This window comes from Flavobacterium kochi, from assembly GCF_048286715.1.
Classification (GTDB): domain Bacteria; phylum Bacteroidota; class Bacteroidia; order Flavobacteriales; family Flavobacteriaceae; genus Flavobacterium.
This window is the reverse complement of sequence record NZ_JBLVPW010000007.1, coordinates 23,300-47,374: the sequence shown is the minus strand read 5'-3', so window position 1 is coordinate 47,374 and position 24,075 is coordinate 23,300. Positions and strand designations below refer to the sequence as shown.

The window sequence follows — 24,075 nt, the reverse complement described above, 5'->3', positions numbered from 1 at the left end:
GGGATTTTATTTTTTGTTCACTTTTTTTAAATGTAAATTTTATACTGCACACATTTTAAATAAGTATAACATACACAAAACCAAAAAAACCAAAAAAAAAATGAGATTATTAGTTGATAGTGGTTCTACTAAAGCCGATTGGATTGCAATAGATGATGCCGGAAAAGTATTATTCACAACACAAACCTTAGGGTTAAATCCAGAAATTCTTGATGGAGATGAAATTATTGAACGTCTAAATGATCGTTTTGATATTTTACAAAATAAAAAAGAGGCCACCCATTTGTTTTTCTATGGAGCGGGTTGTGGAACCGAAAGAATGAAAGTTTCCCTTTCACAAATTTTTCAAAACTATTTTCCGAATGCAATTATTGTAGTTGAAGAGGATACTTATGCTGCAGTTTATGCGACAACGCCTAAAGGTGAAAAAGCTATTGTCAGTATTTTAGGAACCGGATCTAACTGTAGCTATTTTGATGGAAAAGAATTGCATCAAAAAGTGCAATCATTGGGTTATATCGTTATGGATGATTGTAGCGGTAATGTTTTTGGAAAAGAATTGATCAGAAAATATTATTTCAATAAAATGCCAAAAGAATTGGCAGTAGAATTTGAAAAAGAGTACGATTTGGATCCAGACTCAGTTAAAAGCAAATTATATAAAGAGCCGAATCCCAATGCTTATTTAGCAACATTTGCCAAGTTCTTAATTCAGCATAAAGAAACTGAATTTTGTAAAAAAATAATTTACAAAGGAATGAAATCGTTTGTAAAAAATTATATTAAACAATATGATAATTGTAAAGAAGTACCGGTTCACTTCGTAGGTTCAATTGCCTTTTACCTGAAAGAGGAGCTGCAAGAGACTTTTGATAAATATGAATTGAAACTGGGTAATGTACTAAGAAGACCAATTGACGGACTTATTGCGTATCATATAGCTAATAAATAATTTTATGGAAATTGCAATTATTGCACATGATGGTAAAAAAGCTGATTTAGTTCAGTTTTTAGAAAAAAACAAAGTTCTTTTACAAGAAGAAAAAATAAAGTTGATTGCAACTGGAACAACTGGAGGTAAAGCTGAAAATTCGGGTTTCAAAGTGACAAAAATGCTGTCAGGTCCTTTGGGAGGTGATGCTCAAATTGCAGCCAGGGTTGCAGAAGGTAAAACGCAAATGGTTTTCTTTTTTAAAGATCCTTTGTCAAGTCACCCTCATGAGGCTGATATCAATATGTTAATTCGTGTCTGTGATGTTCATAATGTGCCATTGGCTACTAATGAAGCAACGGCACAATTACTACTAAATGCTATAGCATTGCAATCATAGAAATTTCTACATTTACATTTTTTGGCAAACAAGCCACTTGAACCGTTTCACGAGCTGGAGCGGTTTTTTCGTTAAAATAAGAACCATAAACGGTATTTATTTTTCCGAAATGATTCATGTCCATTATGAATATTGTGGTCTTTACCACGTTTTCGAAGGTCATGCCGGCAGCTTCTAAAACTGCTTTCATATTTTGCATCACTTGTTGGGTTTCGCCTTCAATAGTAGCTATAGTCAATTCTCCTGTAGCTGGATTTATTGCAATTTGACCAGATGTATAAAGCGTATTTCCTGTAAGAACAGCTTGATTATAGGGGCCAATTGGCGCAGGAGCATTTTCGGTAAAAATTATCTTTTTCATAAAAATGGAAGTGTTGATTTAGTATTTGAACTGGCAATATAAAAGTATAATTATTTTCTTAAAATGGCTACTATCTATTACACAGAATGAGTTTTGAGTATTTAGTTTATTCAGCAAGAGTAGCCAGGTACTTATCGGCTGGTACGACTTCGCTTATCCCATTTTATATCGCTCAATACGCCTGATTTTATCCCTATGAAGAAACTCCAATTGGCATTTGTTCCAAAAGGTGTCCAATTGAAATCCATTCTCCAGCTTAATAAATCTCTTTCAAAACGAAGCTGGGTGAATGTTACTCCTTTTTGTACAAAATCAAAACCGGTTGATACGCCTGCTTTCCATTTAGGAGTTATATCTGCATTAGCCGAAATCATGATCGAATTGCCGATGATTTTCTTTTCTCTGTTGTTGTTGCCGTAAGTCAGTGAATACGCAAAGGTCATGTCCCAAGGTAGTTTTGAATTAAAAAATTCAGTGATTTTATCTTCACCATCTTCTTCGGTGTCATCGAATTGACTTTTTCGGTTATCGGCTAAATCAGTATTTGTTCCGAATAAATCATCTTCCCGACCTCCATTTCTTTGACTTTGAACGTTTTTGTCTTTCTTAGTTTTATCTTTTTCTTTACTTGAAATAGCATAATTTAAAGTCATATTGGCACTTGTCATCCTAAAGAGACTTCCTCCATTATTAATATTAAAAACATTAATTCGGGTGCCTGAATTATCGATAGCATAAGGATCTAAGGTAGCTCCAAAATTGACATTCATTTTATTGGCAAAAAGTTGTGTTCCTCCGCTTACTCTCACTGGTGAAAAAGCAAGGGAAGTAACTCCATCAGCATTTAGATTATAACTCGTTGAAAGGTTTAAATTGTTGAGCAGCATTATCTTTTTTGGTTCCACTTTAGTGGTGTCTTTATCTGTAACTTTAGCCTCAAAAGTATTGCTTAAATCAAAACCTAAAGTATTTGAGTTTGATATACCTGGCGCTCCAAAAATCCCAGATTCAAATCGAGAATATTGTTTTATCATCGCTCCGGTTGCATCTGAGGCATAGGTGTCATAATATTTCTCAAAACTAGGTGTATAGCCATACGAAAGAGAAGGGCGCATGACGTGGCGAATCGATTTTATTTTTTTATCTGCTCCAAAATTAAATGTACCATAAATTGTCGTTCCCAAACTTGACGAAAAGGAATAGGTTCTGTAAGCATCAAATCCATTTACAGTATTGTCAACTACTTTACTTTGCTCATCATCATAGCTTCTTTTTATCGTTTTGGTATACCAAACTTCTTTGTAATTGAAAGAGGAGGAAGCGCTGAAATATTTGAATAATTTAAAATTGGTACTCAATGGAATAGTGTGTTCAATACCATTTTTTGCATCTCTGAACATTTGAGGTTTAAAAAATAAAGAGTCATTGGTAACAATGCTGTTTCTGCCGTTTAAATTATATTGCAGATTGATATTTTTAAAGAAACCTTTTTTGACACCGTCTTTTCCCACAAAAGGATAGATGCGATCCACACTTACCTGCAGTGTTGGTAAAGTCATATTGATTTCTTCAGTTTGAGTATTTTGAGAATGGGTCGCCGTCAATGACATTCTGACTTGTGGTACGGAATTGAATGTTTTGCTATAAGAAATCGACGAACTTAATGTATTATTAAGACTAGAACCTACATTAGCCTGATTTATGGATTGCCTGAAATATTTACTGCTTCCAAGGTTGACCGAAGCAGAAAAACTGGAGTTTGGGGTCGATTTAGAATCTTTGGAGTGAGACCATTGTATGTTGTATATTTTCTGTTTCGAATAGTCAGGGTAACCTCTTTCGCTGCTAATTAAATTTTCAAATCGTACGTTTAAATTACCGCGATATTTATACCGTTTAGCGTAACTTGATTCAAAACGCAGACCGTAACTGCCATTTGTATAATAATCTCCTAAAACAGTCAGATCATAATTGTCACTAAGAGCAAAATAATAACCTCCGTTTTGTAACGAAAAACCTCGTGTATTAGAGTCATTATAACTGGGTAAAATCAATCCGGAAATGCTGGTTTCTTTGCTCATGGGAAAAAAAGCGAAAGGCAACGCTATTGGAGTTGGGACATTAGCAACAACCATATAGGTTAAACCAGTCACCACTTTTTTACCAGGAATAAATTTAACTTTATTGGTTTGAAAATAATATTCTGGATTATCAACGTCTTTTGAAGTTGTGAATTTTGCTTTTTTTAGAAAATAGACAGAATCATTTTCTTTTTTGGTAACAGCTGCTTTTATTTTAAATTCCCCCTGATCCGATCTGGAATTCCAGATCAACGCTTTTTTTGTTTTAAAATTAAAACGAATGGAGTCAGGTTCCACCACATTTGCGCCTTGTTTGAAATTAGGGTATTGTGTATAGGCTCCTGTAGAATCTTTTATTCGGCCAGCGTAGACTTCGTTCTTTTCATAATCCATGACGATAATGCCTGATGTCAGTTCTATGTCTTGATAGTAAAGCTCTGCTTTATCATATAAAGTGATGAGTTTTTTCTTCTGATCTATTTTTGCATACTTTTCAGCTTTGTATTTTACTTTTCCGTCCAGAAATGCTTTTTTTGGTTTGATACTGTCTTTTTTTATCGAATCGGTCTCTTTTTTTATAATTTCGGTCGCGTTTCCAGTATTTTTAGCAACGGTTTTGGAGTTGTCTATTGGTTTTTTAGCAGGTTGTACGGAAGATTTTTTTGGTATCTCTTGGGAATATAATTTACCAGTTCCTATTGTTAGGAAAATTGATAATAAAACGATATTAAATAAGTTTGTATGCAAAGGTTTAAATGCTATTTTTGTAAAATTATGGCCTGTTTTTTGACATGTCAAACTTACATATTATTTTTTGGCAAAAATAATCAAATTAAGAATTTATAACCGTTGTGTTTTAATTAAAATTAACTTTTGAATTTATGCGTATTTCATATAAAATAAAAATAACATTTATACTCCTTCTGGCTATAGTCTCTTTTGACAGCTATAGTCAATCCAATATATTTAAAGTAACCTTAGATGCCGGTCATGGCGCTCATGATTTTGGGGCTGTTTATAATGGACATGTAGAGAAAAATATAGCCCTGGCCGTTGTACTAAAGGTGGGGAGGATTTTGGAAGCGATGCCTAAAATGGACGTAATTTATACGAGAAAAACGGATGTTTTTATCGATTTAGTGGAAAGGGCTAATATTGCAAACCGTGCCGATGCCAATATTTTTGTGTCTATACATTGTAATGCTAACAGGAATACGGAAGGATATGGAACGGAAACATATGTAATGGGTATGACAAAAGTGGCTTCAAACTTAGAAGCTGCTAAAAAAGAGAACTCCGTTATTACTTTAGAGAAAGATTACAAACAAAAATATGAAGGGTTTGATCCTAACTCTCCTGAAACAATGATAGGTATGACCCTGATGCAGGAAGAATATTTAGATAATAGTATTTCGCTGGCAAGTAAAGTGGAAGACGCATTTGAATTACTGGGTAAAAAAATAAGAGGAGGAGGAGTTAAACAGGCGCCTTATATGGTTCTTCATAAAGCATATATGCCCAGAGTGCTGATTGAAATGGGATTTATTTCTAATTATGCTGAAGGAAATCTGTTAGACTCTGAAGAAGGTCAAAATGAAATTGCCAGAGCCATCGCTGACGCAATTGTAAGTTATAAAAGAGATTATTACGGAAATGAGGAAACGGAAGTTATAGATGTTAGGCCGTCTCAGAAAATTATTGATAAACCAATAAAAGATACTGCTTCAGCTGTAAAATCAAAAGCAAATTTCAATTCTGGCGAATTTAAAAGACCAATGAAAAGTATGGATAGTGCAGCTGCTTTATTCAAGGTACAACTTTCTGCCAGTGTAAGAAAAGTGGAATTGGCACCTAGAAATTTTAAAGGATTGAAAAATATATCGGTAGACTATGATAATAGGGTCTACAAATACATGTATGGAGAAACCTCTAATTATGAAGAAGCAAAAAAACAATTGCAGGATGCAAAAGATAAAGGATATGATTCTGCATTTTTAATTGCTTTTAAAAATGGAGAAAAAATTAGTATTGAAGAAGCGCTTAAATAATCGTAAGATGTTAAAATATTTTATATTAAATTTGTCAAAATACTTACATTTTGGAAATAAGAATAAAAATTAAAAATGCACTAGTCACTACACTTCTCTTTTTGTCTTCAACTATTTTTTGTCAGTCCAACCCTAAATTTATAATTATTTTAGATGCGGGTCACGGCGGTAAAGACCCGGGGAATTCTTATCATGGTTTTGTTGAAAAAGAAATTGCACTTAAAACTACCTTAAAGTTAGAAAAATACCTCCAAAAAGATAAAGATATACACGTTATTTATACCAGAAAAAAGGATGTTTTTATAGAATTGATCGACAGACCTAAAATAGCAAATAATAGTCATGCTAATTTATTTGTTTCCATACACTGTAATTCTGTTAAAAATCAAGATCCTTATGGATCTGAAACCTTTGTAATGGGGTTGTCACGCAGTAATACTAATTTGGAAATAGCTAAAAATGAAAATTCTGTAATATTATTGGAAAAAGATTATAAACAAACCTATAAAGGTTTTGATCCCAAAAATCCTGAAACGCTAATTGGATTAAAAATTTTACAAGAGGAATATTTGAACAGAAGTATCAATTTGGCATCAAAAATTGAAAATAATTTTAGAAATAAAGTGAATCGAAAGTCAAGAGGCATCAAGCAAACACCCCTATGGGTTCTAGATGCAGCTTATATGCCAAGTGTGTTGATTGAATTGGGTTTTTTATCCAATAATGAAGAAGGACTTTACCTGAATTCAGAAAGGGGTCAAGATAATATGGCAGAAGCAATTGCCGATGCTATTATCACGTACAAAAAAGAATATTTTGGAATTAATACCAATCAGAAAAATGAAGCGTATCTGTCAGGGAAAAAAGTTAAAAATCGGATAGAAGACACCTCAAAAAAGGAAAGCTCAGGAGTTGTTTTTAAAGTTCAAATTGCAGCTGGAAATAAGAATATTAAATTAAAACAGGTTAATTTTAAAGGTTTGAATAATGTTTCAGTAACAACAGCTAACGGAACTTTGTACACGTATTTATATGGGTCAACGTCAGATTATAAAATTGCAAAACAGAATTTAGAAGTTGCAAAATCAAAAGGATATGCCTCAGCGTATTTAATTGCATTTAAAAACGGAGAAAAAATCAGTATTCAAGAAGCATTAAAATAATAAGTACAAGTTAAAATATTTTATATTAATTTTGCAAAAAAATTACATTTTGAAAATATCGAGAGAAATTAAAACTGCCATACTAGTCATTGCATCTATTTTATTATTCATTTGGGGCTATAGTTTTTTGAAAGGAAGAGATCTTTTTACAAATTATAAAACATTTTATGTTGAATATAAAAGTGTTGAAGGTTTAGCTGCATCGGCTCCGGTTACTTTAAACGGTTTGGTGATAGGTAAGGTAAGCAGTATTACAATAAATGAAAACACCGGAAATTTACTGGTGGAACTGCAACTAAAAACGGACTTTCCTATTTCAAGATCCAGTACTGCGTCTATTTATGAGCCTGGATTTATTGGTGGAAAACAAATTGCAATCAATCCAAATTTTAAGGATAAAACGCTGGCTGTTGATGGTCAAAAATTAGTGGGAGATACCAAATTAGGACTTACCGATAAAGTTGGTGATCAATTGGCCCCCCTTCAGGAAAAATTTGAAAAGATAATGGATAATACCGATAAATTAATATCAGGAATTAACAATGTTTTGGATGGAGACGGGCAGGAAAATTTGAAAATTAGTTTAGCTGAGTTAAGTAAAACTATAGAACAATTTCACAAAGCTACCGTAAGTGTTAATACTTTATTAGATAATAATAAAGTTCAAATAGAAGGAGCGGTAAAGAATTTTAATAAAATTTCCGGGGATTTTTCTAAAATATCGGATTCACTGAACAAAGCGGATTTAGGTAAAACTGTAAAAAATCTAAATAAAACGTTAGCAAGAGTTGACGGTATTATGAGTACTTTAGAATCGGGAAAAGGTTCTGTGGGTAAATTATTGCACGATGAGGCTTTCTACGAAAATATTAAAGCAAGTACAAAAGAATTGGAATTATTATTGCAGGACATAAGACTGGCTCCTACAAGATATGTTAATGTTTCATTATTTGGAAAGAAAAATAAGCCCTATGTTGCACCAAAAAATGATACGATACTAAAAGAAAAAAACTAGCACTATGAGCTATTTAGACAATATATTATTTGCCCTTTTATTAGCTATCGGTTTTGGTTATTTTTATATCAATATAAAAAAAATCATTCGGAATATAAATCTTGGTGCAGCGATAAACCGTAAAGACAATGCAAAAGTGCGTTGGGAAAATATGGCGATGATTGCTCTTGGACAATCTAAAATGGTAAAAAGACCTGTTGCAGGAGCGCTTCATATCGTTGTCTATGTAGGATTTATAATCATCAATATAGAGTTATTAGAAATAATTATTGACGGCCTCTTTGGTACTCATAGAGTTTTTGCTTTTTTGGGAACTGCTTATAATATATTGATTGGTTCATTTGAAATATTGGCTCTTTTAGTTTTAGTTGCTGTTTTTGCTTTTTGGATAAGAAGAAATATAATCAAACTGAAACGATTTTCAAGTACTGATTTGGAAGGTACTCCGAAAAAGGATGCTAATTATATTCTTTATTTTGAAGTTGTTTTGATGGTATTGTTTTTATTAATGAATGCTTCTGATTTGCACTTGCAAAATATACCGGGCGGCTTTTCTCATTTTATCAAAGCAGGTTCATTTCCTGTGAGCCAATTTATTGCACCATTGTTTAATGGAATGTCAAATGAGTTAGTGATGCTGCTCACAGAAATATTTTGGTGGTTGCATATTACCGGTATTTTGATTTTTATGAACTATCTGTATTTTTCTAAGCACTTACATATATTGTTGGCTTTCCCAAATACCTATTTTGCAAATTTAAAGCCACAAGGTCAATTTGATAATTTAGAATCGGTTACGAAAGAAGTGAAAATGATGATGGATCCAAACGCTGATCCATTCGCGGCAGCGCCAGTGGCAGACAACGAATTGCCAGCTAAGTTTGGGGCTAGTGATGTTCAAGATTTAAATTGGGTACAATTATTGAACGCATATACATGCACAGAATGTGGTCGTTGTACGTCTTCGTGTCCTGCCAATATAACAGGAAAAAAATTGTCTCCTCGTAAAATAATGATGGATACAAGAGACAGACTGGAAGAGGTAGGAAGAAATATAGATGCTAATAAAGGTGTTTTTGTTCCGGATAATAAATCATTATTGAACGATTATATTACACCTGAAGAACTTTGGGCATGTACTTCATGTAATGCATGTGTAGAGGAATGTCCGGTAAGTATAAGTCCGCTATCTATTATTATTGATATGAGACGTTATTTGGTCATGGAGCAAAGTGCGGCACCAACGCCCATAAATGCAATGATGAGCAATATAGAAAATAATGGAGCACCTTGGCAATACAACCAACAAGACCGATTAAATTGGAAAAACGAGTAAAGATGCTATTGGGCCTTTAAAATAAAAATAACTTCTATGATGAAAGATCCTTTATTTTCTTTTTTTCTTCAAGAACAGGGGCACACAGAGGTACACAGAGACGTTCCTGAAGAAGGGTTGAATAGATTGGATTCAAACAACATGGAATGGTAATGGGAAAGCCTAGAGGTGGAAAGTACCATTGGATTGACAATCACTTGGAAAAAGCTAGCCGTTACAGAGGGAAGTTTACTGATTTAGTAGATAAAGAGTTACTATTCAGGTTTTTGGTAGATTATAGATATTAGATTTCAGATTTTGAAACTCTGAACTTTAAACTTTAAACAAAAATATATGTCAGAAAGTTTGATAGTGCCAACGATGGCCGAAATGCTAGCTCAAGGTAAACAACCAGAAGTTTTGTTTTGGGTAGGTTGTGCAGGAAGTTTTGATGATAGAGCAAAAAAAATAACAAAGGCATTTGTACGAATTTTAAATCGTGCCAATGTCTCTTTTGCAGTTCTTGGCACGGAAGAAAGTTGCAATGGTGATCCTGCCAAAAGAGCAGGGAATGAGTTTTTGTTTCAAATGCAGGCGATGATGAATATCGAAGTTCTCAATGCTTATGAAGCAAAGAAAATTGTTACTGCTTGTCCACATTGTTTTAATACACTGAAAAATGAGTATCCTGAATTAGGAGGGAAGTACGAAGTGGTTCATCATACTGAGTTTTTGAAGTCTTTATTAGATGAGGGAAGATTAACCATTGAAGGTGGACAATTTAAAGGAAAACGAATTACTTTTCACGACCCCTGCTACTTAGGAAGAGCGAATAATGTATACGAAGCGCCAAGAGATCTGATTCTTAAATTAGATGCCGAATTATTGGAAATGAAGCGTTCTAAAGCCAATGGATTATGCTGTGGTGCCGGTGGTGCTCAAATGTTTAAAGATGCTGAACCTGGAAACAAGGAAATCAACATTGAGAGAACGGAAGAAGCATTGGAAACACAGCCGGAAATTATTGCCGCGGGTTGTCCTTTTTGTAATACTATGATGACTGACGGTATTAAAAATAAAGAAAGAGAAGGCGATGTAAAAGTGATGGACATTGCCGAACTTATTGCAAATGCGCACGATTTGTAGGATACTATTCTTTTAACTTTTATAGCCCTTATTATGATTTACAAAAATGTTCTATTTTTCATAATAATGTTTACGGGTTTTGGTTCATTGGCTCAGGCCTTGGATAAAACCTATTCAATAGATAGTTTACAGATTGAAACTAAGAAGCAAATTAAATTTAACGTAAAACAATTGATTATTCCGACGGTTTTAATTAGCTATGGAATAATTGGAATTCGGAGTGACCAATTGGAAGAAGTTAATTTTGAAATTAGAGAAGAGGTAAAAGAAAATATAGACAGGAAGTTTTCGATTGATGATTTCTCGCAATATATTCCTGCCGCTTCTGTGTATGCTTTGGACGCTTTTGGGATCAAAGGAAAAAATAATAGCAGAGATAAAACGATCATTCTTGCAACGTCCTATTTAATTATGGGATTAACGGTGAATAGTTTAAAACGAATTGCCAAAGTGGAACGACCTGATGGTTCCGGTTTTAATTCTTTTCCTTCGGGGCATACTGCAACAGCCTTTATGGGAGCGGAATTAGTATATCAGGAATATAAAGATGTTTCTATTTGGTATGGTATTTCAGGATATGTCATCGCTGCAGGAACTGGAGTATTTAGAATGTATAATAATCGTCACTGGCTAACTGATGTTGTTGCCGGAGCAGGACTAGGGATACTAAGTACAAAAGCAGCCTATTGGCTATATCCTACAGTAAATAAATTATTGGCGTCTAAAAAAAATGCCAGTAAAAAATCAACATTTGTTCCGTATTATGATGGAAAGCATGTAGGGTTTGGTTTTGTTTCTGCATTTTAATCATAATAATAGCATTAATTATAAAAATAATAACATGTATATTCCATTTGAAAATTTACCAGAAGAATCTAAGATCTGGATTTATCAATCGAACAGAAAATTTTCGGATGAGGAGTTTTCTGAAATAGAAACTGCCTTGCAGTCCTTTCTAGAAAATTGGGCAGCACACGGTACCAGTTTAGAATCATCCTATCAATTAAAATACAATCGATTTATTATTATTGCCGTAAATCAAGAGGTTCAAGCTGCAACGGGTTGCTCTATCGATTCTTCTGTAGAATTTATCCAAAGTTTAGAACAAAAATACAATGTCGATTTATTGGATAAAATGAATGTCACTTTTAAATTAGGGGAACACATTGCGCACAAGCCTCTGATTGATTTTAAGAAAATGGTAAAAGATAAAGCCGTTACTGAAAATACAATCGTTTTCAATAATTTGGTAAATAATATAGAAGAATATAATGAATCCTGGGAAGTTCCAGCCATGGACAGCTGGCATAGTCGCTTTTTTTAAACAAAATAGTTCAATGAAAAAAATAGGCAGCAGAATTGTTTTATTTTATGTCCTATTTCTTTTTGTTGCCGCTGGTTGTGTTGGAACAAAAATTAATAAGCCTAAAGTAATTCTAACCAAGGTCCCGACCGAAATAGAAAAGCTTGACAGTAAAAGTCCAGGTATTCCGACGCTTTTTGAAATATCACCTGAAGGTAATAAATGGGTCGATAGTATTTATAATGCAATGAATCTACAGGAAAGAATAGGGCAGTTATTTATGGTTGCCGCTTATTCCAATAAAGATAGTGTACACTTCAACGCAATTGATAAACTCATACTGGAAAACAAAATTGGAGGACTGATCTTCTTTCAAGGTGGTCCGGTTCGTCAGGCAAATCTTAGTAATCGTTTTCAGGCCAAGTCAAAAATTCCATTATTTATTGGTAATGATGCAGAATGGGGTTTGAGCATGCGACTTGATTCAACCTCTCGATACCCGTGGAATATGACTCTTGGAGCCATTCAAGACATGAAATTGATAGAGAAAGTCGGAGTGCAAATGGGAGCTCAAAGTAAACGATTGGGTTTGCAATTTAACTTTGCGCCAGTACTTGATATTAATACCAATCCCAAAAATCCAATTATTGGTTTTCGTTCTTTTGGAGAGGATAAATACAAGGTTACTGAAAGAGCAATCGCATTAATGGAAGGGGTTCAAAGTCAAGGAGTGTTTTCCACCGGCAAGCATTTCCCTGGTCATGGAGATACTGAAACGGATTCCCATAAAGGATTACCCACAATTAATGCTTCCAAAGAAAACTTAGAACAAGTAGCGTTTTATCCGTACAAAAAAATGTTTCATGAAGGGCTTGCTTCTGTTATGGTGGCACATTTAAATGTCCCCAGTTTAGAACCAAGACTTAATTATCCCTCGTCAATTTCCTATAACGTGGTAACGAATATTCTTCAAAAAGAATTGGGATTCAAAGGACTTATTTTTACTGATGCTTTGAATATGAAAGCCGTTAGTAACACTAATATGCCCAGCGAAATAAATTTTGAAGCTTTTATGGCTGGAAATGATATATTATTATTTCCTGAAGATGTTCCGTTAGCAATTGAAAAATTTACAATTGCTTATTCTGCCAATTTAATAAGTGAAGAAAGATTGGCTTTTTCTGTAAAGAAAATATTAAAATTCAAGTACAAGGCGGGATTGAATTCTTATAAACCTATTGAAACGACTACTTTGTTTACGGATTTAAATTCAGCTGAAAATGAAGCCTTACAATACGAGTTGTATGAAAATGCAATTACTGTTTTGAAAAATACAGCTGCAGTTTTACCGATTAAAAATTTAGAGAAACAAAAAATAGCCTATGTAAAAATAGGAGATGATAACAATACTTCTTTTATTTCCACTCTAAAAAAATATGCGGATGTAACTGTAGTTGCCGACACTAATCTGGATAGTTTACAAGTGAAATTGAAACCGTTCACAACGGTAATACTAGGATATCACAAGTCGGATGTCGCTTTTAAAAACGGAGATTTAAATGCTGATGAATTGTTTAAAATCAATTATCTAGCGCACAATAATAATGTTATTCTGGATGTTTTTGCTAAACCCTATTCCTTATTACCGGTTACTAATTTTGATGGTATTAAAGGATTGGTGGTTTCGTATCAAAATAGTGATATTGCACAGATAGTCTCTGCGGAATTAATTTTTGGAGCTATTGAAGCTAAAGGGAAATTGCCTGTATCCATAAATACAAATTTCAAAGTTAATGATGGCTTAACAACTGAAAAATTAAACCGATTGGGATTTACTACTCCAGAAAATGTAGGAATGAATTCTACCATTTTATCAAAAATTGATATTCTTGCAAATAAAGCGATTAACGCAAAAATGACTCCTGGAATTCAGGTTCTTGTAGCGAGAAAGGGAAAAGTCATTTATCAAAAGTCATTTGGATATCATACGTATGATCCTACTTTAAAAGTGTTGGATTCTGATCTGTATGATGTGGCATCATTAACCAAAATTCTCGCCACTTTACCGAATGTAATGTTGCAATACGATCAGCAAAAAATTAATATGGAATCCACTTTGGGTTCGATGTTACCAATGTTTAAAAATTCAGATAAACAGGATATTCATTTTAAGGAATTATTATCACACTATGCCGGTCTTGTAGCGGGGATTCCTTTTTATAAGGCTACTATGGATAAATCAAAATTTCCTTCTGAAAGATATTTCAGAAAAGTTGCTGAAGAGCAGTTCTCTAAAAAATTAGGAGACAGTCTTTTTATAAGAAATGATTTTCATGACACGATAATGAAAATGATTATTAAAAGTAAATTATCATTAAAAAAAGAATACAAATACAGTGATCTTACTTTTATGATTCTTAAAGATTATTTAGAAAATACTACCGGTAAAAAATTAGATGATTTAATTCAGGAGAATTTCTATCAATCGCTGGGGATGAATAATTCGACTTTTAATCCATTGAATAAGTTTGATAAAAACAGAATTCCGCCGACGGAAACGGATACTTATTTCCGTCATCAGATTTTGCAGGGCTATGTAAATGATTTGTCGGCCGCTTTAGAAGGGGGTGTTTCAGGTCATGCGGGTATTTTCTCCAATGCAATGGATGTTGCCAAAATGATGGAACTTTATTTGCAAAAAGGAAATTATGGGAATCATCAGTATTTTTCTGAAAAAACATTCAATGATTTCAATACCTGTTATTTTTGTGCCGCAGGGAATAGGAGAGGTGTTGGTTTTGATAAACCGCAATTAGGTACGGCAGGACCTACGTGTGGCTGCGCTTCAATGACCAGTTTTGGACATACGGGTTTTACCGGAACCATGGCTTGGGCCGACCCTGAAACGCAAATCGTTTATGTGTTTTTATCCAATAGAACTTTTCCACTGGCTACTGAAAACAAATTATCCAAAGAAAATATTCGGGAAGATATTCAAGAAATAATTTATGATGCGATTGTAAAATAGCGCAATTAAAAACCGTCAATAGTCTGTAGGCCAGTAGGAAATTATCAAACAATTTCCTACTGGCCTACGCTATTGAAGAATGGCTTTTAAGAATTTTATTTTGGAACATTTAGTTAATAATTACTCCGCGTATTATAGTATATTTGATTGGAAAATCAATACTATGAAAAATAAAAGGAAAGTATTTAAAATAAGCTATTTAACGGTATTTCTTTTTTTGACAACATTTTTAAATGCCCAAAATATAGATATAAATATTTTAAGGGATATTAATGTTAATAGAAATGAAAATTTAGATCCTTCTTTTAAGTTCGTTACTAATACTGCCGTTCCGTTTAGTGTTGCAGCTCCTGTTATTATTTATTCCATGGGATTGATAAAGAAAGACAGTACAATCAAAAAACAGGCAATTTTTATTGGAGAAACATTTCTGGTTTCAGCATTTATTACGACCGCTTTAAAACATAGCGTAAAAAGAGAGCGGCCATTTGATACGTATTCCGATATAGAAAAAGAGACTTCCGCACCAGGGTACTCATTTCCTTCGGGGCATACTTCGTTAGCTTTTGCAACAGCAACATCATTAAGTATGGCCTATCCTAAATGGTATGTTGTTGTGCCCTCTTTTGTTTGGGCAAGCACTGTAGGGTATTCACGAATGCATTTAGGCGTCCATTATCCCACTGACGTTTTGGCTGGAGCAATTATTGGAAGTGGTTCTGCATATATGACGCATAAGGCTACTAAATGGCTTAACAGGAAAAGGTCTAAAAAGAAAAGGTAATTACCATTTGCATGCAATTATTATTTAAAAGCGATACAAAATGAAAATACTGAATCACATAACAAAAACAGTCTGGGTATTGTCATTAGTTAGTCTCTTTACTGACACAGCAAGTGAAATGCTGTATCCTATAATGCCTATTTACCTTAAAACTATTGGTTTTTCAATTGTATTAATTGGCATTTTAGAAGGATTTGCGGAAGCATTAGCTGGGCTAAGTAAAGGATATTTTGGAAAGCTGTCCGATAATTCCAGAAAGCGAGTTCCCTTTGTACAACTGGGCTATAGTTTAAGTGCTGTTTCAAAGCCAATGATGGCAGTATTTGTTTTTCCGTTTTGGATATTTTTTGCCAGGGCACTTGATCGTTTGGGAAAGGGAATCCGTACCGGAGCGCGGGATGCTATTTTATCGGACGAAGCTACCGCTGATTCCAAAGGGGAAATTTTTGGATTTCATAGATCGATGGATACTTTAGGTGCCGTTTTAGGACCAGTTATAGCTTTAAGTTATCTTTATTTTTATCCTCAGGAATACAAAATGCTTTTTTATATCGCTTTTATTCCTGGTTTGCTTGCCGTATTGGCTTCATTCTTAGTTAAAGACAAAATTAAAACCCATTCAATCGAAAAAAAAACCACATCTTTTTTTTCATTTCTTGATTATTGGAAGACAAGCCCGGCACAATATCGAAAAGTAGTACTGGGATTATTGGCATTTGCATTATTTAATAGTTCTGATGTTTTTTTGTTATTAAAAGCTAAACAGGCCGGACTTGATGATACAAACGTAATTGGCGTTTATATTTTTTACAATTTAGTCTTTGCGCTTTCTGCATTTCCAATAGGTATTTTAGCAGACAAAATAGGTTTAAGGAAGATGTTTATATTTGGATTATCTTTATTTGCTATAGTTTATTTCGGAATGGCCTTCAGTAACGGTATTTATGCCATTGCGCTGCTCTTTTTTATTTATGGCGTTTATGCGGCTGCAACGGAAGGTATTTCAAAAGCATGGATCAGCACTATTTCAGATAAAAAAGATACAGCCACAGCAATAGGTACCTATTCAGGATTTCAAAGTATAGGTGCTCTAATGGCTAGTTCTTTGGCAGGATTAATATGGTATCAATTTGGAGCCGATGCCACCTTTTTTACTGCAGCTACAGTAACGCTTTTGGTTATTATTTACTTCTCTTTTTTTATAAAAGATAAAATCATTAAAAATGACACACCAACATAAACAGGAAAGTGACAACAAGGAATCGTGTTGCACTTCAGAAGAAAAAACAGCTAATAAGACAAACGAAGCTGCCGGATGTTGTTCTTCCGATGGCGAGCGAGAAAATCATTCTGACGAGGACCATGACCACGATCATTACAAAGGAAACGATAGCATTTTTAAAATGTTTTTGCCCGCGATAATAAGTTTACTATTACTGGTGACAGCAATTACATTTGATAATTATTTTCCTCAATCCTGGTTTATAGGGTGGGTAAGGATTGCCTGGTTTTGTATTGCTTATATTCCGGTAGGTTTGCCGGTATTAAAAGAAGCTTTTGAAAGCATACGCAAAGGTGCTGTTTTTTCAGAATTTTTTCTAATGGGCATTGCTACACTTGGTGCTTTTGGGATTGGCCAATATGCTGAGGGCGTTGCAGTAATGTTATTTTACTCTATCGGTGAATTATTCCAAATGTTAGCCGTAAAAAGAGCTAAATCAAGCATCAAATCATTATTAGATCAAAGACCGGATTCGGCAAACGTTATTGAAGGATCCGAAACTATTTCTAAAAAAGCTTCCGATATTGCGATCGGTGAAATCATTCAGTTGAAGCAGGGTGAAAAATTAGCTTTGGATGGAAAACTACTTTCTGATCATGCTACTTTTAATACGGCAGCATTAACAGGGGAAAGCAAACCTGACACCAAATCAAAAGATGAAATGGTTCTTGCCGGAATGATCAACCTCAATGCTGTCGCACAAGTCGAAGTTACAGCTGTTTTTACCGATAGTAAGTTATCCAGAATTTTAGAAATGGTTCAGGAGGCAACAGCTAAAAAAGCTACAACGGAATTATTTATTAGAAAATTTGCTAAAATTTATACTCCGATAGTTGTTTTTCTGGCAATCGGAATCTGTTTGCTTCCCCTATTATTTGTGGAGAACTATGTATTCAAAGATTGGTTGTACAGAGCTTTAATTTTCTTAGTAATTTCTTGTCCTTGTGCTTTAGTAATTTCTATTCCATTGGGGTACTTCGGTGGAATTGGTGCTGCCAGTAAAAACGGAATTTTAATTAAGGGGGCTACTTTTTTGGATATTTTGGCAACTATTCAAGTGGTGGTTATGGATAAAACCGGAACGTTAACTAAAGGTGTTTTTAAAGTTCAAAAAGTTGTAGCCGTTGGAATTTCGGAAGCTGATTTGGTAAAATATACTGCCGCAATTGAAACAAAATCGACACATCCTGTTGGTTCCGCTATAATTGAATATGCAAAGGACATTGTGAAAGACACCACGGTTACCGAGGTAAAAGAAATTGCAGGTCATGGAATACAAGGAGTGGTAGACGGGATGGAAATTTTAGTAGGAAGTACTAAATTAATGAAAAAATTCAACATCGGTTATACTGCTGAAATTGACACCATCCCATTTACAATTATAGTGGTTGCCCTTAATCAAAAATATGTAGGCTATTTTATTATTGCAGATGAAATTAAAGACGATGCAAAAGAAGCAATTCAGCACTTACACCAATTAAATATCAAAACGAGCATGCTTTCCGGGGATAACCAGGCAATAGTTTCGCTTGTCGCCAAAGAGCTTAATATTGACCAGGCTTTTGGAGAGTTGTTACCAGAGAACAAAGTTCAAAAAATCTCCGAACTAAAGGAGCAGCATTTAAAAATAGCATTTGTTGGGGATGGCGTAAATGATGCGCCAGTAATTGCTTTGGCGGATGTGGGAATCGCAATGGGTGGTTTAGGAAGTGACGCTGCCATTGAAACGGCAGATGTCGTTATTCAAAATGACCAGTCCACTAAGATTTTTACAGCCATATGTATTGGAAAAAAGACAAAGCAAATTGTTTGGCAAAATATTGGCCTCGCTTTTTCTGTAAAACTTATCGTTTTAATAATGGGGGCCGGAGGATTGGCCACGATGTGGGAGGCCGTTTTTGCTGATGTTGGAGTGGCTTTATTGGCCATTTTAAATGCGGTAAGAATTCAACGAATTGAATTTTAAGTCTGATCGTATTTAACTTAAATTTCCATAAAACCCATTCCTATTTTTATTAATTTCGTTTCATTAAATTACATACATGAAAATTGCAATAGTTTGTTATCCTACCTTTGGAGGTAGTGGTGTTGTCGCTACAGAATTAGGTCTTGAATTGGCACGACGTGGTCACGAAATACATTTTATAACCTACAGTCAGCCCGTGCGTCTGGCACTTTTAAATGCAAATGTGCATTACCACGAAGTTAATGTTCCGGAGTATCCGTTGTTTCATTATCAACCTTATGAATTGGCTTTGTCAAGCAAATTGGTCGATATGGTGAAGCTCTATAAAATTGAATTATTGCATGTACATTATGCAATACCTCATGCTTATGCAGGCTATATGGCCAAACAAATGCTGAAAGATGAAGGAATTCGCATTCCCATGGTGACTACGCTTCACGGAACTGATATTACTTTAGTTGGAAATCATCCGTTTTATAAACCTGCGGTAACTTTCAGTATCAATAAATCTGATTATGTTACTTCGGTTTCCCAAAGTTTGAAAGATGATACGCTCAAATTATTTAATATAAAAAATGAAATTGAGGTAATACCTAATTTTATTGAACTGGATAAAAATGTAAATGATCCCAGTATTGCCTGTCATCGCTCCGTAATGGCAAAAGAGAATGAACGTATAATAACACATATCAGTAATTTTAGAAAAGTAAAACGAATTCCGGATGTCATTAAAATATTTTATAATATTCAAAAAGAAATCCCAGCTAAATTGATGATGGTGGGCGATGGTCCGGAAAAAGAAAAAGCAGAATATTTATGTCAGGAATTAGGTATCATAGACAAAGTGATATTTTTTGGGAATAGTAATGAAATCGATAAGATATTGAGTTATACGGATTTATTCTTGCTTCCGTCCGAAACCGAAAGTTTTGGCCTTGCCGCTCTTGAAGCAATGGCTTGGGGTGTTCCGGTGATTTCCAGTAATTCAGGAGGCCTGTCGGAAGTGAATTTTGATGCGTTTTCAGGTTATTTGAGTGATGTGGGGAATACAGATGAAATGGCTGAGAATGCCTTGAAAATCCTGAAAGATGATCGTACTCTAAATAAGTTTAAAGAGAATGCACTTTCAATTGCTACAAAGTTTGATATTAAAAATATCTTGCCTTTATATGAAAAATTGTATCAGAAGGCAATAAATAAATATAAGTAGGAATAAATTCTTAATTTGATATTTAAATCAACAAAAAAATGAAAAAAATACCTGTCTTATTTGTGGCCCTATTATTAGTTTCCTGTGGAGCTTCTTCGATAAAAAGTTCGGATAAAAAGCCTTTATTTGAAGTCTTGACCCAACAAAGTGATGGAGGAGCAAGTATTCGTTTTTTTGAAATTCTTTCGGAACCAAACGAGATTAAAATGTTACAGAATGATGAGAATCTAAAAAATAAAATCAGTCCGAATGATGTTCAGAATTCTAATTTTATTGTTTTGAATATGGGAGAAAAAACATCTGGAGGATACAAAATAGGAATTGATACTGCAGTTGAAACAGATAAAAACATAATTATAACTGTAAAGGAAACACTCCCTGAACCTGGAAGTATAGTAACTCAGGCTTTTACAAATCCCTTTTGTGTTGTCAAGATAAATTCTAAAAAAGAAATCATTATTAAATAAAAAAAAAATGCCACTACAGTGGCATTTTTAAATATATTTAGTTGCTAAATATTAGAATTGGTATCTAAGACCCAATGCAATATCAGAACCATAATTGTTGTTGTAATAACCATTACCACCAAACTCAGGTCTGAAATCTAATGAAATCAACAATGGAATGTCGAAGTTGTACTCCAACCCAATATCACCAGCTGCAAATGCAAAAGTTCCATTGTTTGTAGTTCCATCTTTGTATTTGTAATCGTAGCTACCTAAACCACCACCAACACCAGCATACCAGTTGAAACCTCCATCAATGTTCCATACCCATTGGTATAAAGCGGCTAATTTTACTGCATTTAAATCGCCATCATTGTTGTAGTTACCTCTGTTTCTAATACCTAAGTCCAATTCAAGTCTGTTGTTTGCAGATAAACCTCTTTGATAAGAAATTTCTCCACCAAAACCATCATTGTCACCTAAACGTAATCCCAATGCGTTTTTAGAAATGTCTTGTGCTTGTGCTGTAAATGCTAATCCCATTAACATTATTGCCGATAAAATAATTTTTTTCATAAGTAAGTATTTGTTAATACAAAAGTATAATTAAGTTGAATATGATGTTTATAAAATTTTGTCGAAATGTTATATAATTCACACTTCTTAGAATTTTTAAGATAGTAATAACGAAAAATAAATTAAAATGTTTTGTTTTCAAAACATAGGGAAGAAATAACTTTCATCCATTTCATTGTATTTCAATGCTGTTAAATTTTAGACACAATCTCTTGAATTCAAATGCAGTAGAACCATTTTTGTTTTACTTTCAAATGCTTTTAGTCTCTCGAATAGGGCCACAAATAACATACTCCTGTTTTTTTTTGCTGATTCAACTCTTCACTTCCTAATCTTATAATGCGCATAAATCCAAGATGCAGATCCAATAAACGACCAATTCGGGACTTTTCTTTTTTATGTATTGCGATTTGAACTGCAACAAATTAATGTAATTATTATTAAATAACTTGAAATTTGAGGTTAAGAAGTAGGATGAAATGTTAATTTGAAATTAATAAATGCGCATTGTTTTTTAAAACTTTAAACTTTAAACTTTTAAACTTTAAACTAAAATAGTACTTTTGTTCAAAACTTAATATAATGGCAGGAAATAGCTACGGAACCCTATTTAGAATAACAACTTTTGGTGAATCACACGGTGAAGCTTTAGGCGGAATAATCGATGGTTGTCCTTCTGGAATAGCATTAGATCTAGAAGCGATTCAACTTGAAATGTCAAGAAGAAAACCAGGTCAATCGGCTATTGTTACACAAAGAAAAGAACCGGATGATGTGCAATTTCTATCTGGAATTTTTGAAGGCAAAACCACTGGAACACCTATCGGTTTTATAATTCCAAATACCAATCAAAAATCAGATGATTACTCTCATATAAAAGATAATTACAGACCAAGTCATGCTGATTATGTATACGATAAAAAATACGGAGTACGTGACTATCGCGGTGGCGGACGTAGTTCTGCCCGTGAAACAGCAAGTAGGGTAGTAGCGGGAGCAGTTGCCAAACAAATGTTGCCCGAAATCAAAATTAATGCTTACGTTTCTTCTGTTGGTCCCATATTTTTGGAAAAACCATACCAGGAACTGGATTTTTCAAAAACGGAAAGCAATCCTGTTCGTTGTCCTGATGAAGCATCAGCTATAATCATGGAGGAATACATCCGTGATATTCGCAAACAGGGGGACACCGTAGGAGGAACTGTAACCTGCGTGATTCAAAATGTGCCTATTGGTTTAGGAGAGCCTGTTTTTGACAAACTCCATGCTGAATTGGGTAAAGCAATGCTTTCCATAAATGCGGTAAAAGGATTTGAATTTGGAAGCGGTTTTTGTGGTGCCAAAATGAAAGGAAGCGAACACAACGATTTATATAATCCTGATGGGACAACCAAAACCAATCTTTCGGGAGGAATTCAAGGAGGAATAAGCAACGGAATGGATATTTATTTCCGTGTGGCTTTCAAGCCTGTGGCTACTATTATGCAAAAACAAGAATCACTGGATAATAAAGGTAATATCACTGAAATGACAGGTAAAGGGCGTCATGATCCTTGTGTTGTTCCTCGTGCAGTTCCTATTGTAGAAGCTATGGCAGCAATAGTTCTGGCTGATTTTTATCTGATTAATAAAACCTATTTAAAATAGAATTGCCTACTCAGTATTTTGACGAGCTAAATCCTGAGCCATAACTTTGAAATCATTTGCTAATTTTAATGAATACAGTCACAACCAAGAAACCATCATTTTTTAAGGGCTTAACCGGCCAAATTCTTATCGCCATGCTTTTAGGAGCTGTTTTAGGAATAATTATTCATAATTCAATTGCTGCAGAAGCGGCGCAATCTTTTAGCAGCAAAATTAAAATGCTGGCTACGGTTTTTATTCGATTGGTTCAAATGATCATATCGCCTCTGGTATTTACGACTCTTGTAGTTGGGATTGCTAAATTAGGAGATATTAAAGCGGTAGGAAGAATTGGAGGAAAAGCATTAGGTTGGTTTTTTTCAGCATCTTTCATCTCTCTGCTGTTGGGTATGTTTTTTGTAAACTTACTTGAACCAGGAGTTGGACTTAATTTATCAAATGTTGATTTAGCTTCAGTTTCAGAAGTGACCGCAAAAACTCAAAACATCTCATTCGAAAACTTTATAGAGCATATCGTCCCAAAAAGTATTTTTGAGGCAATGGCAACTAATGAGATTTTGCAAATCGTTATTTTTTCCATTTTCTTCGGTTTGGCAGCAGCATCTTTAGGAGATTATGTAAAACCGGTTATAAATGCATTAGACAAAACATCCCATATTGTTTTGAAAATGGTAAACTACGTAATGAAGTTTGCTCCAATAGGCGTTTTTGGTGCTATTGCCGGCGTGTTTGCAGTAAGGGATTTTCAGGAATTAGCGGTAACCTATTTCAAATTCTTTGGTTCTTTCTTAATTGGCATTTCGTCAATATGGATGGTATTAATACTGATAGGGTATATTTTCCTTAAAGGCAGAATGACCATTTTGCTTAAAAGAATTGTAGGTCCTTTAATCATTGCCTTTGGTACAACAAGCAGCGAAGCTGTTTTTCCTAAACTTACGGAGGAATTGGAACGTTTTGGAGTAAAAGACAGGATTGTTTCTTTTATGTTGCCATTAGGCTATTCCTTTAATTTAGACGGAAGTATGATGTACATGACATTTGCCAGTATTTTTATTGCACAGGCTTATGGCGTCCATTTAGATTTAGGAACACAAATGACAATGCTTTTGGTATTGATGCTTACCAGTAAGGGAATTGCAGGTGTGCCAAGAGCAAGTTTAGTAGTAGTTGCGGCAACTTGTGGAATGTTTAAAATTCCTATTGAAGGGATTGCTTTAATTTTACCAATAGATCATTTTTGCGATATGTTTCGTAGTGCAACCAATGTTTTAGGAAATGCATTAGCCACATCGGTTGTAGGACAATGGGAAGTTGAAGACGAAAATGAGATTGTACCAGCAGAATAACTGAATTTTGTTTTTTATAAAAAC

20 protein-coding genes and 1 pseudogene are annotated in these 24,075 nt (G+C 34.2%); 18 read left to right on the top strand and 3 right to left on the bottom strand.

The window, feature by feature from the left end; genetic code table 11:
* The first annotated feature begins 100 nt into the window (after positions 1-100).
* Both ACNQGH_RS07995 and ACNQGH_RS07990 read left to right on the top strand, forming a co-directional pair.
* Complete coding sequence (locus tag ACNQGH_RS07995; RefSeq protein WP_417955455.1) at positions 101-952, top strand: N-acetylglucosamine kinase; 852 nt, start codon at positions 101-103, stop codon at positions 950-952.
* 4 nt (positions 953-956) lie between these two features.
* Positions 957-1,331, top strand: a complete 375-nt coding sequence (locus ACNQGH_RS07990) for a methylglyoxal synthase (protein ID WP_417955454.1) — start codon at positions 957-959, stop codon at positions 1,329-1,331.
* On the opposite strand, the gene ACNQGH_RS07985 is transcribed toward ACNQGH_RS07990, so the two are convergent.
* A complete protein-coding gene (locus ACNQGH_RS07985) occupies positions 1,312-1,692 on the bottom strand; it encodes a RidA family protein (RefSeq protein WP_417955453.1) in 381 nt (126 codons plus the stop codon). The two genes, ACNQGH_RS07990 and ACNQGH_RS07985, sit on opposite strands and share 20 nt — an antisense overlap.
* Before the next feature lie 131 nt (positions 1,693-1,823).
* Positions 1,824-4,571 (bottom strand): putative LPS assembly protein LptD, encoded by a 2,748-nt coding sequence (locus tag ACNQGH_RS07980; protein WP_417955452.1) that lies wholly within the window; start codon positions 4,569-4,571, stop codon positions 1,824-1,826.
* A gap of 83 nt (positions 4,572-4,654) precedes the next feature.
* Here ACNQGH_RS07980 and ACNQGH_RS07975 point away from each other — a divergent pair, with 83 nt between their 5' ends.
* The 14 genes and pseudogenes from ACNQGH_RS07975 (at position 4,655) to ACNQGH_RS07910 (ending at position 20,500) form a co-directional block, all read left to right on the top strand.
* A complete protein-coding gene (locus ACNQGH_RS07975) occupies positions 4,655-5,821 on the top strand; it encodes an N-acetylmuramoyl-L-alanine amidase family protein (protein ID WP_417955451.1) in 1,167 nt (388 codons plus the stop codon).
* A 50-nt stretch (positions 5,822-5,871) separates the two neighbouring features.
* Positions 5,872-6,984: an N-acetylmuramoyl-L-alanine amidase family protein gene (locus ACNQGH_RS07970; protein ID WP_417955450.1), complete on the top strand. Its 1,113-nt coding sequence runs from the start codon at positions 5,872-5,874 to the stop codon at positions 6,982-6,984.
* 49 nt (positions 6,985-7,033) lie between these two features.
* The gene (locus tag ACNQGH_RS07965) at positions 7,034-7,999 is read left to right on the top strand and encodes an MlaD family protein (protein ID WP_417955449.1); all 966 of its coding nucleotides are present in this window, start codon (positions 7,034-7,036) and stop codon (positions 7,997-7,999) included.
* Between the two features lie 4 nt (positions 8,000-8,003).
* Positions 8,004-9,335: a 4Fe-4S dicluster domain-containing protein gene (locus ACNQGH_RS07960; RefSeq protein WP_417955448.1), complete on the top strand. Its 1,332-nt coding sequence runs from the start codon at positions 8,004-8,006 to the stop codon at positions 9,333-9,335.
* Positions 9,336-9,361: 26 nt separating this feature from the next.
* Positions 9,362-9,622, top strand: a pseudogene (locus tag ACNQGH_RS21885) (phosphoheptose isomerase); the annotation flags it as partial.
* A gap of 46 nt (positions 9,623-9,668) precedes the next feature.
* Complete coding sequence (locus ACNQGH_RS07950) at positions 9,669-10,460, top strand: (Fe-S)-binding protein (protein ID WP_417955446.1); 792 nt, start codon at positions 9,669-9,671, stop codon at positions 10,458-10,460.
* 33 nt (positions 10,461-10,493) lie between these two features.
* Complete coding sequence (locus ACNQGH_RS07945) at positions 10,494-11,267, top strand: phosphatase PAP2 family protein (protein WP_417955445.1); 774 nt, start codon at positions 10,494-10,496, stop codon at positions 11,265-11,267.
* A gap of 34 nt (positions 11,268-11,301) precedes the next feature.
* Positions 11,302-11,784 (top strand): ABC transporter ATPase, encoded by a 483-nt coding sequence (locus ACNQGH_RS07940; protein WP_417955444.1) that lies wholly within the window; start codon positions 11,302-11,304, stop codon positions 11,782-11,784.
* Positions 11,785-11,797: 13 nt separating this feature from the next.
* Complete coding sequence (locus tag ACNQGH_RS07935; RefSeq protein ID WP_417955443.1) at positions 11,798-14,791, top strand: glycoside hydrolase family 3 N-terminal domain-containing protein; 2,994 nt, start codon at positions 11,798-11,800, stop codon at positions 14,789-14,791.
* A 163-nt stretch (positions 14,792-14,954) separates the two neighbouring features.
* Positions 14,955-15,575 (top strand): phosphatase PAP2 family protein, encoded by a 621-nt coding sequence (locus ACNQGH_RS07930; RefSeq protein ID WP_417955442.1) that lies wholly within the window; start codon positions 14,955-14,957, stop codon positions 15,573-15,575.
* A 40-nt stretch (positions 15,576-15,615) separates the two neighbouring features.
* Positions 15,616-16,815 (top strand): MFS transporter, encoded by a 1,200-nt coding sequence (locus ACNQGH_RS07925; protein WP_417955441.1) that lies wholly within the window; start codon positions 15,616-15,618, stop codon positions 16,813-16,815.
* Entirely contained in the window at positions 16,799-18,823 is a 2,025-nt protein-coding gene (locus tag ACNQGH_RS07920; RefSeq protein ID WP_417955440.1) for a heavy metal translocating P-type ATPase, read from the top strand. The genes ACNQGH_RS07925 and ACNQGH_RS07920 overlap by 17 nt, the downstream gene beginning before the upstream one ends.
* Before the next feature lie 76 nt (positions 18,824-18,899).
* Positions 18,900-20,033 (top strand): N-acetyl-alpha-D-glucosaminyl L-malate synthase BshA, encoded by a 1,134-nt coding sequence (gene bshA, locus ACNQGH_RS07915; RefSeq protein ID WP_417955439.1) that lies wholly within the window; start codon positions 18,900-18,902, stop codon positions 20,031-20,033.
* Between the two features lie 38 nt (positions 20,034-20,071).
* The gene (locus tag ACNQGH_RS07910; protein ID WP_417955438.1) at positions 20,072-20,500 is read left to right on the top strand and encodes a protease complex subunit PrcB family protein; all 429 of its coding nucleotides are present in this window, start codon (positions 20,072-20,074) and stop codon (positions 20,498-20,500) included.
* A gap of 51 nt (positions 20,501-20,551) precedes the next feature.
* Here the strand turns inward: ACNQGH_RS07910 and ACNQGH_RS07905 are convergent, their stop codons facing one another.
* A complete protein-coding gene (locus tag ACNQGH_RS07905) occupies positions 20,552-21,055 on the bottom strand; it encodes a hypothetical protein (RefSeq protein ID WP_417955437.1) in 504 nt (167 codons plus the stop codon).
* A gap of 582 nt (positions 21,056-21,637) precedes the next feature.
* On the opposite strand from ACNQGH_RS07905, the gene aroC reads away from it, so the two are divergent.
* On the top strand, positions 21,638-22,702 hold the full coding sequence (aroC, locus tag ACNQGH_RS07900) for a chorismate synthase (protein WP_417955436.1): 1,065 nt from the start codon (positions 21,638-21,640) through the stop codon (positions 22,700-22,702).
* Positions 22,703-22,770: 68 nt separating this feature from the next.
* Complete coding sequence (locus ACNQGH_RS07895; protein ID WP_417955435.1) at positions 22,771-24,051, top strand: dicarboxylate/amino acid:cation symporter; 1,281 nt, start codon at positions 22,771-22,773, stop codon at positions 24,049-24,051.
* The last annotated feature ends 24 nt before the right edge of the window (positions 24,052-24,075 follow it).

Excerpts from the sequence above, each read along its gene's own strand:
- ACNQGH_RS07895 (WP_417955435.1), top strand. The coding sequence starts at position 22,771 with ATGAATACAGTCACAACCAAGAAACCATCATTTTTTAAGGGCTTAACC.
- ACNQGH_RS07995 (WP_417955455.1), top strand. The coding sequence starts at position 101 with ATGAGATTATTAGTTGATAGTGGTTCTACTAAAGCCGATTGGATTGCA.
- ACNQGH_RS07940 (WP_417955444.1), top strand. The coding sequence starts at position 11,302 with ATGTATATTCCATTTGAAAATTTACCAGAAGAATCTAAGATCTGGATT.
- ACNQGH_RS07950 (WP_417955446.1), top strand. The coding sequence starts at position 9,669 with ATGTCAGAAAGTTTGATAGTGCCAACGATGGCCGAAATGCTAGCTCAA.
- ACNQGH_RS07960 (WP_417955448.1), top strand. The coding sequence starts at position 8,004 with ATGAGCTATTTAGACAATATATTATTTGCCCTTTTATTAGCTATCGGT.
- ACNQGH_RS07990 (WP_417955454.1), top strand. The coding sequence starts at position 957 with ATGGAAATTGCAATTATTGCACATGATGGTAAAAAAGCTGATTTAGTT.
- ACNQGH_RS07985 (WP_417955453.1), bottom strand. The coding sequence starts at position 1,692 with ATGAAAAAGATAATTTTTACCGAAAATGCTCCTGCGCCAATTGGCCCC.
- aroC (WP_417955436.1), top strand. The coding sequence starts at position 21,638 with ATGGCAGGAAATAGCTACGGAACCCTATTTAGAATAACAACTTTTGGT.
- ACNQGH_RS07910 (WP_417955438.1), top strand. The coding sequence starts at position 20,072 with ATGAAAAAAATACCTGTCTTATTTGTGGCCCTATTATTAGTTTCCTGT.
- ACNQGH_RS07920 (WP_417955440.1), top strand. The coding sequence starts at position 16,799 with ATGACACACCAACATAAACAGGAAAGTGACAACAAGGAATCGTGTTGC.
- ACNQGH_RS07935 (WP_417955443.1), top strand. The coding sequence starts at position 11,798 with ATGAAAAAAATAGGCAGCAGAATTGTTTTATTTTATGTCCTATTTCTT.
- ACNQGH_RS07905 (WP_417955437.1), bottom strand. The coding sequence starts at position 21,055 with ATGAAAAAAATTATTTTATCGGCAATAATGTTAATGGGATTAGCATTT.
- ACNQGH_RS07975 (WP_417955451.1), top strand. The coding sequence starts at position 4,655 with ATGCGTATTTCATATAAAATAAAAATAACATTTATACTCCTTCTGGCT.
- bshA (WP_417955439.1), top strand. The coding sequence starts at position 18,900 with ATGAAAATTGCAATAGTTTGTTATCCTACCTTTGGAGGTAGTGGTGTT.
- ACNQGH_RS07925 (WP_417955441.1), top strand. The coding sequence starts at position 15,616 with ATGAAAATACTGAATCACATAACAAAAACAGTCTGGGTATTGTCATTA.
- ACNQGH_RS07930 (WP_417955442.1), top strand. The coding sequence starts at position 14,955 with ATGAAAAATAAAAGGAAAGTATTTAAAATAAGCTATTTAACGGTATTT.
- ACNQGH_RS07945 (WP_417955445.1), top strand. The coding sequence starts at position 10,494 with ATGATTTACAAAAATGTTCTATTTTTCATAATAATGTTTACGGGTTTT.